A 12,332-nucleotide genomic window follows, 5' to 3' on the forward strand; every position below is an offset into this window, starting at 1 on the left:
TCCCCCCCTCCCCCCCCCCCCCCCACCCTCCCCCCCCCCCTCCCCCCCCCCCCCCCCCCCCCCCCCCCCCCCCCCCCCCCCCCCCCCCCCCCCCCCACTGCGGTGCGGGTGCGGGCGTCAGCCGCCCGGGTTCACCGTCGGGAAGAGCTGGGCGAAGGTGTCGAACGCCGTGGCGATGTCCGCCTCGGCCCAGAACCGGTGGTAGTTGAACACCGGCGCCGGGCCGCCGTTCAGGTAGGACTGGACCTTCGACCACTGCGGGTCGCCGGTGTACCAGGGCCGGATGGACAGGAAGGTGTTGCTGGCCGAGCTGAGCTTCGTGCCGTCCGGGTACGTCCCGCTCCAGCCCGGCGGGATGTAGACCCCCTGGTGGGTGGCGGGGTCGTACGCCTGGGTGAAGCGGCTGTAGTCGGTGCGGGTCTCCGGGGCCGAGTAGCCGAGCGGGTCGGCGTACTTGGCGTGGATGATGTCCAGGATGTTCTGGGCGAACTTCTGCGCGGTGCCGTCGCCGGCCTTCGCCGCGTAGTAGGAGAGGGTCTTGGCCAGCGAGCCGGCCACCCCGAGGTCGGTGAGCGCGCCGGTGGCCTTCACGTGCAGGCCGGTGTTGGCACCCGGTGCGGTGGCGTTCCAGGTGTCCGGAGCGCCGGTCCAGGTGAGGACGTCGGGCGTGGTCAGGGTGCCGGTGGCCGGGTCCGCCTTGCTGACCGAGATCGCCCACGGGACCCACTTGGCCAGCACGCCCTTGGCCCTGGCGTCGCCGGTGGCGTAGTAGTACTCGGCCACCCGCTCCATCGACCAGGTCTGGAAGCCGAACCACTGGTTGCTGGGCGGGTCGTGGTACTCCGGCTGCCAGTCGTAGGCGAGGCCGTAGAACGTCGGGTTGCCGGCCGGCGGCGCGCCGTCGTCGCCGTAGTTCCCGCCCCAGCTGTTGGTGGCGCCGCCCGCGATCCCGCCCTCGGTGGACTGCAGCCACTGGTAGAACTGGAGCTGCTTGTCCAGGCTGCCGGACCAGTCCGCCGCCGCGCTGGGCGACTTGGGCGTGAGCGCCGGGTCGGTGGACAGTGCCCAGGCCGCCATCGGGTTCTGGTAGCCCTGGTGCGCGGCCGAGCCGGAGATCCGCCAGGACCAGGACCCGCCGGTGTCGCCACCCCAGGCGAAGTACCAGGTCAGCAGGCCGAGTTGCTCGTCGGCCTTGCCGGTGCCGGCCGGGCAGGTGCTCGACCCGTTGCAGTTGCCGGCGCGCTTGAAGTACTTGTCGTAGAGCGAGTAGCGCAGGAAGTCCCCGAGCTTGGACGCCTTGGCGACGGTGCCGCTGATCGCCGCGCTCCTGTTCTGCGCCGTGGCGAAGGTCCGGGCCCAGTAGGCGACCTGGACCAGGCGGGCGTCCGCGTCCGGCGCGTCGGTGTACTTGTACTGCTTGGAGTAGTTCCCGCCGCCGTCGTTGAAGAGGCTGAGGAAGCCCGAGCCGGAGGCGCCGTACTTCAGCACGTCGCAGTCGGGCTGCGGGACGGTCTCCCAGACCGACTCCTGCGGGCCGCGCTGGTAGGTGTTGATCAGGCTCGGCTTGGTGGTGCCGTCCTCGCAGCGGCCGAAGCCGTACTTGTTGTCGGTGTCCATGATCCAGGCGGGCGCGTACACGTCCGGGCTGCCGTAGGCGGTGGAGAGTTCACCGGCCAGCGGGTCCGTGCCGACCGGGACGGAGGAGTTCAGCTTCACCGGGTACTGGTCCGGCTGGGCCTTCTCCGGGCCGTAGGTGGCCGGCTTGGACGGGTTGTAGGTGCCCTGGCCGGGCTGGTCGGCGTGCCCGGGGATCATGTACGTCTCCAGGCTGGTCCAGGCGTTGTTGAACCCGGTCCAGTCGCCGGTCACCCGGCCGTAGTCGGCCTCCAGCCAGAGCCAGTAGCTGTAGGTCTCCGACGTGGTCTCGTGGCCGTAGTCGGGCGCCTCGACCATCAGCGTCTCCACCGAGTGGTACGGGATGCCGAGCGGGCTGAAGTAGCCGTTCGCCGGGTTCTTCATCTTGCTGTAGAGGTCGAGGAAGTACTGGTCGTACCCCGAGCTCTTCGCCGCCTCGGTGACGGCGACAGCCGACGAGCCGTAGCCGGTGGCGGTCGCGGTGAAGGTGGCGGTGCCGCCCGCCTGGGTGGCGTCCGTACCGGCCGCGACGGTCACCGTCTGCGGGGTGTTCCAGTTGGCCGGGGTGAAGGTGAGGCTTCCGCCCGAGGTGACCGACAGGTCGGTGTCGGCGCCGGAGCGGGTCACCGTCACCGTGACGGGGGCGGCCGGGGCCTGGGAGAGGGCCACCGTGAAGGTGCCGTTGGAGCCCTGCTGGACCGCCAGGGTGCTCGGGTTGACCAGCAGGCTCGGTCCGGACACCTTGACCGCGACCGGGGCCGAGGTGGTGGTCGCGCCCAGGTTGTCGGTCGCGACGGCGGTCAGCGAGTAGTCGCCGGCCGGCACGTTCGCCCAGTTCAGCGTGTAGGGCGCGGTGGTGGCGGTGCCGACCGGTTTGTTGTCGCCGGGGCCGGTGCTGGCGTAGAAGTCCACCTTGGCCACGGTGCCGTCCGCGTCCGCGGCGGTCGCCGCGAGCGGCACGGTCGAGCCGGGGGTGAAGGTCGTGCCCGCCGCCGGGGAGGTGAGCGAGACCGTCGGCGGCTGGTTCGGCCCGCGGCAGACGGTGCCGTTGAGGGTGAAGGTGGTGGGGGCGGTGTTGGTGCCGGTGTAGGTGAAGTTGGCGCTGGTGGTGTAGGTGGTGCCGGGGTTGATGGTGGGGGCGTAGCTGGGGTTGGTGGCGGTGACGGTGTGGCCGGTCTGGGTCCAGGTGCCGTTCCAGCCGTTGGTGAGGGTCTGGGTGCCGGTGTAGTCGTAGCTGAGGGTCCAGCCGTTGACGGGGGTGGTGCCGGTGTCGGTGATGGCGAGGTTGGCGGTGAATCCGCTGCCCCAGTCGTTGGCGGTGTAGCTGACGCCGCAGGACACCCCGGCGGTGGCGGCGGACGCCGGGGCGGTGAGCGCGCCGCTGGTCGCCGCCGCCAGGGCGAGGGCGCTGAGTGCGGCGACGGTGGGTACGGGCGCGCGGGAGCGCAGGGTCTTGCGTGGCATGCACGGGCCTCCGGATCGGGTGGGAGGAAGCAGGGGCCGGCGTCCTCCGGCCCCGCGTGGCGCAGGGTTCCGCGAGTGAACGGCCCGGCAAACCCCGCCGCGCGCCGCCCGGTCCGGCCCCCGTCCGCCACCCCGCCGCCGACCAGCGGGGACGTCCGTACCCGGGTCGGGGCGTCGGCGGGAAAGTTTCACGGCCCTGCCAAATCCCGTGGGAGCGCGCCCATTTCACCCTCGGGCCTGCGCGTCAGAGCTCTTGACGGGCCAGCTACGGCCTGGCTTCATGTGACTCAGGCAGCGGCGAAAGCCGTCTGCCGGAATATGGAAGCGCTCCCATCACACGCTCCGTCCCGGCTGCAGGCCCGGGCGCCCCGGACCCCGACCGCAGCGTCCGACCCGGCACCCACCCCCCGGGCCCACCACCCCACCCGAAGGGACCCGACCGTGCCACTCACCGCCCTCCGCCGACTCCGAACAGCGGCCGTCGCGACCGCGCTCGGCGTCTCCGCCCTCGTCCCGGTCGCCGGCGCGCAGGCCGCGCACGCCGCCACCGCCCGCCCGGTCAACCCGTTCGTCGGCGCGACCGGCTACCTCAACCCGGACTACACCGCCCAGGTCAGCGCCCAGGCCGCCGCCGACGGCGGCACGCTGGGTGCCGCCGAGGCGCAGGTGGCGAACAACTCCACCGCCGTCTGGATGGACCACATCGGCGCCATCGCCGGCGACAACGGCCGGCTCGGCCTGCGCGGCCACCTCGACCGGGCCCTCGCCCAGGCCGCCGCCGGCAGCACCCCCGTGGTCCTCCAGGTCGTCGTGTACGACCTGCCCGGCCGGGACTGCGCCGCCATCGCCTCCAACGGCGAACTCCCCGCCACCGCCGCCGGCCTGGCGACGTACCAGAGCCAGTACATCGACCCGATCGCGGCCGTCCTCGCCGACCCGAAGTACGCCTCGCTGCGGATCGCCGCGATCATCGAGCCGGACTCGCTGCCGAACGCCGTCACCAACCAGAACAAGCCGGCCTGCGCCACCGCGACCCCGCTCTACGAGGCCGGCATCGAGTACGCGCTGAACAAGCTGCACCCGATCGGCAACGTCTACAACTACCTGGACATCGGCCACTCGGGCTGGCTCGGCTGGCCCACCAACATGGTCCCGGCGGGCCAGGAGTACGCCAAGGTCGCCAAGGCCACCACCGGCGGATTCGCCAGCGTGGACGGCTTCATCAGCAACACCGCCAACTACACCCCGCTCAACGAGCCGTACCTGCCGGACCAGAACCTCCAGGTCGGCGGGCAGCCGCTGAGGTCCGCCAACTTCTACCAGTGGAACCCGGACTTCGACGAGTACAACTACGCCAGCCAGATGTACTCGACCATGGTCTCCAACGGCTTCCCGAGCACCGTCGGCTTCCTGGTGGACACCTCGCGCAACGGCTGGGGCGGCAGCGCCCGGCCCACCGGGGTCAACAGCACGCCGACCACGGTCGACGGCTACGTCGCCGCCAACAAGGTGGACCAGCGCGTCTTCCGGGGCAACTGGTGCAACGTCTACGGCGCGGGCATCGGCGCCCGTCCGCAGGCGCAGCCCTTCGGGTCGGCCAGCCCGATCATCGCCTTCCTGTGGGTGAAGCCGCCGGGCGAGTCGGACGGCGACTACCCCTCGGCGACGCACCCGCACGGCGACCCGCACTGCGACCCGGCCGGGACGCAGAGCGACGGCAACGGCAACACCTACCCGACCAACTCCTTCCCCGGCGACAACGTCAAGGCCGGCCAGTGGTTCGGCGCCCAGTTCCGGCAGCTGGTGCAGAACGCCTACCCGTCCCTCGGCGCCTCCACCGGCGGCGGTGACACCACCGCGCCGAGCACCCCGGCCGGGCTGACCGTCACCGGCACCACCGCGACCGGCGCCTCGCTCTCCTGGACGGCCGCCACCGACAACGTCGGCGTCGTCGGCTACCACGTCTACCGCGACGGCGCCAAGGTGGGCACCAGCACCGGCACCACCTACTCCGACACCGGCCTGTCGCCCGCCACCGCCTACCGCTACACCGTCGACGCCTTCGACGCCGCCGGCAACACCTCACCGGTCTCCGCGGCCGTCACCGCCACCACCGCGAGCACCGGCGGCGGGACCGGCAGCGGCTGCACCGCGAGCTATTCCGTGGCCAACGACTGGGGCTCCGGCTTCGGTGCCAACGTCACGGTGACCAACACCGGCAGCACGCCCACCACGTCCTGGAAGGTCACCTGGACCTGGCCGGGCAACCAGCAGGTGACCAACGGCTGGAACGCCACCGTGACCCAGAGCGGCGCCGCCGTCTCCGCCGTCAACGCGGGCTACAACGGCACCATCGCGGCCGGCGGCAGCACCGGCTTCGGATTCCAGGGCAGCTACTCGGGCGCCAACACCGCTCCGACCCTCAGCTGCACCGCGGGCTGACCCGCACCCCTCCCCCACCCGGGCCGGCCGGTCCCACCCGCCGGCCGGCCCGGCTTCCACCGGAGCCGCCCCATGATTGCCCGAGCCGTACGCGCCTCCCGTGCCCCTCACCGCCCGCACGCCTCCCTGTTCGCGACGGCGGCCGTCGCCGCCGGCGCGCTGGCCGGCGCCCTGCTGCTACCGCCCGGTGCCACCAACGCCGCCACCGCCGGGGTGTCCTGCGGCGTCAGCTACACCGCCAACGACTGGGGCAGCGGATTCACCGCCAACCTCGCCATCACCGACACCGGCACCACCCCCGTCAACGGCTGGACCCTCAGCTACGACTACACCGGCACCCAGACCCTCACCAACGGCTGGAACGGCACCTGGACCCAGACCGGCCACACCGTCACCGCCACCAACCCCAGCTACGCCCCCACCATCAACCCCGGCGCCACCTACACCACCAGCGCCAACTTCACCTACACCGGCACCAACACCGCCCCCACCACCTTCACCCTCAACGGCACCGTCTGCGGTGGTCCGTCCGGCCCTCCGACCACACCGCCGACCACACCACCCAGCACACCGCCGACCACACCGCCGACGTCCCCGCCGCCGACCACCCCGGCGCCGGGCGGTCCGGCCCCGGCCCTGCACGTGGCGGGCAACCAGCTCCAGGACCCGAGCGGGCACGCCGTCACCCTGCGCGGCGCCAACCGCTCCGGCGCCGAGTTCGCCTGCGTCCAGGGCAAGGGCCTCTTCGACGGGCCCGTGGACCAGGCGTCGATCGACGCGATGCGCGCCTGGCACGTCACCGCCGTCCGCATCCCGCTCAACGAGGACTGCTGGCTCGGCCTGCCGAACGTCCCGGCCGCCTACGCGGGAAGCACCTACATCGAGGCGGTCAAGTCCTACGTGGCGCTGCTGCACCGCAACGGGCTGAACACCGTCCTCGACCTGCACTGGACCGACGGCGTCTACACCGGCAACTCCTCGGCCTGCTCCACCGCGACCGCCACCTGCCAGAAGCCCATGCCGGACGCCGCCAACGCCGTCCCGTTCTGGCGCTCGGTGGCCACCGCCTTCAAGGGGGACGGCGCCACCGTCTTCGACCTGTTCAACGAGCCCTACCCCTCCCGCGCCACCGGCGGCACGGACAGCGGCTGGGCCTGCTGGCGGGACGGCGGCACCTGCCCGGGCATCGGCTACCCGGTGGCCGGGATGCAGTCCCTGGTGGACGCCGTACGCGGCACCGGCGCGGACAACGTCCTGATGCTCGGCGGGATCGAGTACGCCAACGACCTCACCCAGTGGCTCACCCACCGGCCGTCGGACCCGCTGCACCAGCTGGCCGCCTCCTGGCACTCGTACAACTTCAACGCCTGTGCCTCGTCGAGCTGTTGGGACGCCCAGGTGGCCCCGGTGGCGGCGACCGTCCCGGTGGTCGCGGGGGAGCTGGGCGAGAACGACTGCGCGTCCGGCTACCTGGACACCCTGCTGCCCTGGCTGGACCGGCACGGGATCTCCTACCTGGCGTGGACCTGGAACACCTGGGACTGCTCCAACGGCCCCTCGCTGATCTCGGCCTACGACGGCACCCCGACTGCGTACGGGGCGGGCTACCGGGCCCACCTCGCCGCCGGGGGCTGAACCGGCCCGCCCACCTCGGCCGGAGGCTGAACCGGCCCGATCTCCCCGGTGGGGGGGGGGGGGGGGGGGGGGGGGGGAAAGGGGGGTTGCTTTCCGGTGCAGTGGGGCCTACCAAACCCATCACCACCGCCCAACAGTGACCCCGACCCCCCCCCTAGGCCAAACACCCCCCCCCCCCCCCCCCCCCCCCCCCCCCCCCCCCCCCCCCCCCCCCCCACCAGGCTGTTCCCGTTCAGGCCGAGTCGCGCACCACCAGCTCGGTCGCCATGACCAGCTGGCGCCGCGCCCTGCCCGGTTCGGCGATCTGCTCCAGCAGTTGGCGGACCATCGCCCGCCCCATCTCCTGGGTCGGCTGCCGCACGGTGGTCAGCGGCGGATCGGTGTGCCGGGCCACGATCGAGTCGTCGAAGCCGACCACCGCGACGTCCTGCGGCACCCGGCGGCCCGCCGCCCTGAGCGCCTGCAGGGCCCCCGCGGCCAGGACGTCCGAGGCGCAGAAGACCGCGTCCACCCCGGGCTCGCGCTCCAGGAGTTCGGCCATCGCGGCGCGGCCCCCGCTCTCGGTGAAGTCGGCCACCGCGACGAGTTCCGGCAGCGTCCCGGCCTCGCTCTCGGCGAGCGCCGCCCGGTACCCCGCGAGGCGGGCCTGCGCGCCCTCCATGTCCAGCGGGCCGGTGACGGTCGCGATCCGGCGGCAGCCGCGGCGCAGCAGGTGGCGCACGGCCATCCGGGCGCCGCCCGCGTTGTCGGCCGCCACGTAGCTGAGCGGCTCGTGCTCGCCGCGGCGGCCGGCGAGTACGGCGGGGATGCCGAGCTCCTCCAGCATGACCGGCAGGGGGTCGTCCTGGTGCACGGCGACCAGCAGCACGCCGTCCACCCGGTCGGCCCGCAGGTAGGCAGACAGGCGCTCGTGCTCGCGCTGGTCGCGCACCAGGACCAGGAGCAACTGGAGCTGGGTGGAGGAGAGTTCGGCGGAGACCCCGCTGATGATGTCGGCGAAGTACGGCTCCGAGAACAGCCGCGTCTCCGCCTCCGGCACCACCAGGGCGATCGCGTCGGTGCGCGAGGTCGCCAGCGCGCGGGCCGCCCGGTTGGGCACGTACCCCAGCTCCGCCACGGCCCGCTCCACCGCCGTGCGCGCCTTCTCGCTGACCCGCGGCGATCCGTTGATCACCCGGGAGGCCGTGCCCCGGCCGACCCCGGCCAGCGCGGCGACCTCCTCCAGGGTCGGCCGGGCGGCCGGTCCGCCGGCGGGTCGCCCCGCGCTGTCGTTCATTCTGACGTCCCGTCCTGTTCTGCCCGGTCCGCCCGAGCTCCCCGGGGGTTCCGGCGCGAGCCCCGCTCGGCCGGCGCCACCCCCTCGACACATTACCGCGCCGGACCGCACCCTCCCGGCTGGCGTCTTGGGAGCGCTCCCATGCTGCCTTCACGGTAGCCGCAGAACCGGTCCGACGGCCAGATCCGGGCAGGGGCCACTGGGGAAGCGTGCCGGGGAGGGCCTACCGGGAGCCTGCTACGTGAGGCCGATGGTGGGGCATTCATCCCTTATGGGTGGGGTGCTCCGCCGGGGCCGCGGCGCCGTCGGCGAGCACGGCGGCGAGGAAGTCGAGCGAGCGGTCGACCTCCTCGAGGGAGGGGCCGCGGTTGAGATGACCGTGTGTCATGCCGGCGGCCAGGTAGGACCGTACGCCGACGCCGACCTCGCCCAGCTGCCGTTCGAGCAGTTCGCCCGAGGGCCTCAGGTCGTCGTACTGGGCGAGGACGATGCCGGTCGCGGGAAGGCCGCGCAGGTCCGCGGCTCCGGGCATCGCCGACGGGGGCAGGTCGCTCAGACGCCCCACGTAGTTCCGCACCATGGACTCGATCCCCTCGGTGGTGAACCGCAGGAGCGGCGGAAGCGCCTCCATCGCGACCCGGGTGTCCGCGTCCAGCGCCGGGTTCGGGAAGTGCGCGAAGGGATAGGCGAGCAGCAGGGCGTCCGGGCGGCGTTGGCCCAGGTCGCGGAGCCGGATCGCCGTGGACAGGGCGATAGCGGCGCCCGCGCTCGCGCCGCCGAGGGCGACCGGACCGGACGGGCCGGAGCGCAGCCGCAGGGTTTCGCCGAGCCAGCGCCATGCGGCGTGGGCGTCGTCGACGGGGACCGGGTAGTGCGTACCGTCCACGGCCAGGCGGTAGTCGACCGACACCACCAACGCGCTTGCCCGGGCGGAGAGTTCGGCGGACACCTGGTGCGCTTCGGGCATGTCGAGGTCGCCGCCCTGGAACCCGCCCCCGTGCAGCCACAGCAGCGCGCGGCCGGGCTCGGTGGCGGGGGTGTAGATCCGGATCGGGATCCGCCCGTGGGGGCCCGGCACCGTGCGGTCCTCCACCGAGACGTCCGGGGCGGTCCACTCGCCGGGATCGCGGAGGTACTCCCCCAGCCGCGCCGCGGCCTGCGGGTCGCTCTGGACCTGCGGCCAGTCGAGGCCGTCGAGGAGGTGCACCTTGTCGGCGAGGAAGGGATCGAGGGGCATGAGGGCGCTCCAGAGATGGGGTCAGCGGCTCGGCGCCGAGCTGGCGAGAGATCCCATGTCCGAGAGAGGAACGGGAGGACGCGACCCACGGCGAGAGGCCGGAGCCCGGCCCAAGTCCCCTTCTCCGTCATGGATTTTGAGCCTCATTCTGCAAAACCCCTGGACTCTGCCACACCTGGCTCCTATAAATCCATCCCATGACCCAGGGACATGTGAACGCTCTCAACCCTGCTCGCTTCCCCCGGCGCACCGTACACCTGGACTTCCACACCGGCCCCGATGTCCCCGACGTCGGCCGGGACTTCGACCCGGCGACCTTCGCGCAGCCCTTCCGCGACGCCCATGTCGACAGCGTCACCGTCTTCGCCAAGTGCCACCACGGCCACCTCTACTACGGGACCGACCGTCCCGAGCGCCACCCCGGCCTCTCCCCCGACCTGGAGCTGCTCGCCGAACAGGTCGACGCCCTGCACGCGGCCGGCATCCGAGCACCGATCTACCTGTCCCTCCAGGTCGACGAGTACGCGGCCCGCGAGCACCCCGAGTGGGTCGCCCACGACGAGAACCTCAAGATCGCCCGCTGGACCCCTTCCGCCCTCCAGGCGGGCTGGAACATCCTCGATATGTCCAGCCCCTACGCCGACTACTTCGCCGACCAGTTGGACGAGGTGCTGCGGCGCTTCGCCCCCGTCGACGGGATCTTCGTCGACATGTGCTGGAGCCAGCCGAGCCTGAGCCGCTGGGCCGTCGACGGGATGCGCAGGGAGGGCCTGGACCCGGCCGACGCCGACCACCGCATGCGCTACGCGGACCTGGTGGCCCACCGCTACATGGCCCGCTACACCGCGATGGTGGAGAAGGCCCTGCCGCCGGAGGCCGTCCAGGGCGTCTACTACAACGGCCGCCCCAAGACCGGGCTGCCGAAGGAGCGGCAGTTCCTGCGGCACGTCGAGATCGAGGGCCTGCCCACCGGAGGCTGGGGCTACGCCTTCCTCCCGTACGTGGCCCGCTTCGTCCGCCCGCTGGGGATGCCGACCCTCAGCCACACCGGGCGCTTCCACGAGAGCTGGGGCGACAACGCCGCCCTCAAGCCACGGGCGGCGCTGCTCTACGAGAACAGCCAGATGCTGAGCCACGGCCTGACCAGCGGCGTGGGCGACGTGCTGCATCCGCGGGGCGTGCCGGCCCCGGCCGTGTACGAGCTGATCGGCTCGGTCTACGGCCACATCGCGCGGTGCGAGCCGTTCGTCGAGGGCGGACGGGTCGTCAGCGAGGTCGCCCTGGTCGTCGACCCCGGCCTGGGGGACCGCCCCGGCGCGAGCAACATCGGCGCCGTCCGGGCGCTCCAGCAGCTGCGGGTCCAGTTCGACGTCGTCCCGCCGACGGCCGACCTGGCCGGGTACCGGGCCGTCGTGGTGCCGGAGAGCACCCCCGTCGACGACGACCTCTCCGAGCGTCTGGCCGCGTACCGCCGGGCCGGCGGGGCGGTGGTGCTGGTCGGGCCCGCGCTGCTGCGGGGCGGCACGGAGCCCGCCCTGCCCGGCCTCCCGGTGGAGGACCTGGCCCCGGCCCCGGCCGGTGAGGTGTTCCTCGCCTGCGAGGGCGTCCCCGGTGTCCCGGAGGACTTCCCGGTGATCAGCCACGGCTCCCGGCTGACCGCCCGCGCGATGCCCGGCGCCGAGGTGCTGGCCCGGGTCGTCGCGCCGTACTTCCCGCGCTCCTGGGACCGCTTCTGCGGCCACTCCTACACACCGCCGGCCGACCCGACCGAGGAGGTGGCCCTCGCCGTCGGCGGCGGGGTGGCCGCGGTGGCCGTCCCGCTGCTGGAGGCGTTCCACGACCACGGCCTGGAACCGTACCGCCGGCTGCTCGGCGCCGCCCTGGACCGGCTCCTGCCGGACCCGCTGGTCCGCGCGGGCGGGCCGGTCCACCTGGAGACCACCGTGGTACGGACCGACACCGCCACGGTGGTGCACCTGACCAGCTTCGTCCCGTCCCGGGAGACCCCCGAACTGGACCTGGTGCACGACCCGTTCCCGCTGGTCGACGTGCCCGTCTCCCTCCGGCTCGCCGCGGCGCCGCGCTCGGTGCGGCTGCAGCCCGCCGGGCAGGAGCTCGCCTGGGAACACGACGGCGGGTACGTCCACGTGCGGGTCACCACCGCGGACGGGCACGCGATGGTCGTGGTCGAGCACGACTGACCCGTGCCGCGCGGGCTCCTGGTCAGGCGGTGGGGAGCAGCGTGGGATCGGCCATGATGCGCCGGACCGTCGTCAGCGCCGCGCCGAGCAGGGGCCCGCGCCGCCCCAGGGCGGCCGGGCGCAGCGCCTCCTCGGCCCAGGGCCGTACGGTGACGCGCTCGGCCAGCTCGGCGCGGACGGCGGGCAGCAGCCATCCGGCGAGTTCGGCGTAGGCGCCGCCGAGGACGAGGCGGTCCGGGTCGATGAGGTCGACGGCGGAGGTGAGGGCCAGGCCGAGGGCGCGGCCCGCGCGCTCCAGCGCCGCCAGGGTCGGCGGGTGCCCGGCCGCCGCCCGTTCGGCGAGCAGCGCGACCGGGTCGCCGGTGCCCGCGCCGTCGGGGGGGGGGGGGGGGGGGGGGGGCGGGGGGAGGGGGGGGGGGGGGGGGGGCGGGGGGGGCGGGGA

General features: G+C 73.5%; 7 protein-coding genes. 3 read left to right on the forward strand and 4 right to left on the reverse strand.

The features are described from left to right. Positions 1 to 117 precede the first annotated feature (117 nt). Positions 118 to 3,099: a glycoside hydrolase family 48 protein gene (locus tag ACZ4W5_RS26945; protein ID WP_465657429.1), complete on the reverse strand. Its 2,982-nt coding sequence runs from the start codon at positions 3,097 to 3,099 to the stop codon at positions 118 to 120. Between the two features lie 441 nt (positions 3,100 to 3,540). On the opposite strand from ACZ4W5_RS26945, the gene ACZ4W5_RS26950 reads away from it, so the two are divergent. Both ACZ4W5_RS26950 and ACZ4W5_RS26955 read left to right on the forward strand, forming a co-directional pair. After that, positions 3,541 to 5,541: a glycoside hydrolase family 6 protein gene (locus ACZ4W5_RS26950; protein WP_465657431.1), complete on the forward strand. Its 2,001-nt coding sequence runs from the start codon at positions 3,541 to 3,543 to the stop codon at positions 5,539 to 5,541. Between the two features lie 72 nt (positions 5,542 to 5,613). Next, on the forward strand, positions 5,614 to 7,176 hold the full coding sequence (locus tag ACZ4W5_RS26955) for a cellulase family glycosylhydrolase (protein ID WP_465657433.1): 1,563 nt from the start codon (positions 5,614 to 5,616) through the stop codon (positions 7,174 to 7,176). A gap of 232 nt (positions 7,177 to 7,408) precedes the next feature. Here ACZ4W5_RS26955 and ACZ4W5_RS26960 read toward each other — a convergent pair whose 3' ends face one another. Beyond that, a complete protein-coding gene (locus ACZ4W5_RS26960; RefSeq protein ID WP_402479905.1) occupies positions 7,409 to 8,452 on the reverse strand; it encodes a LacI family DNA-binding transcriptional regulator in 1,044 nt (347 codons plus the stop codon). A 262-nt stretch (positions 8,453 to 8,714) separates the two neighbouring features. Beyond that, the gene (locus ACZ4W5_RS26965) at positions 8,715 to 9,689 is read right to left on the reverse strand and encodes an alpha/beta hydrolase fold domain-containing protein (protein WP_465657434.1); all 975 of its coding nucleotides are present in this window, start codon (positions 9,687 to 9,689) and stop codon (positions 8,715 to 8,717) included. A 197-nt stretch (positions 9,690 to 9,886) separates the two neighbouring features. Between ACZ4W5_RS26965 and ACZ4W5_RS26970 the strand changes: the two genes are divergently transcribed. Further along, complete coding sequence (locus ACZ4W5_RS26970; RefSeq protein WP_465657436.1) at positions 9,887 to 11,890, forward strand: beta-galactosidase trimerization domain-containing protein; 2,004 nt, start codon at positions 9,887 to 9,889, stop codon at positions 11,888 to 11,890. A gap of 22 nt (positions 11,891 to 11,912) precedes the next feature. Here the strand turns inward: ACZ4W5_RS26970 and ACZ4W5_RS26975 are convergent. After that, on the reverse strand, positions 11,913 to 12,332 hold a 420-nt coding region (locus tag ACZ4W5_RS26975), incomplete at its 5' end, for an ROK family protein (RefSeq protein WP_465657438.1).

It is taken from the genome of Kitasatospora sp. NPDC029367, assembly GCF_055569135.1.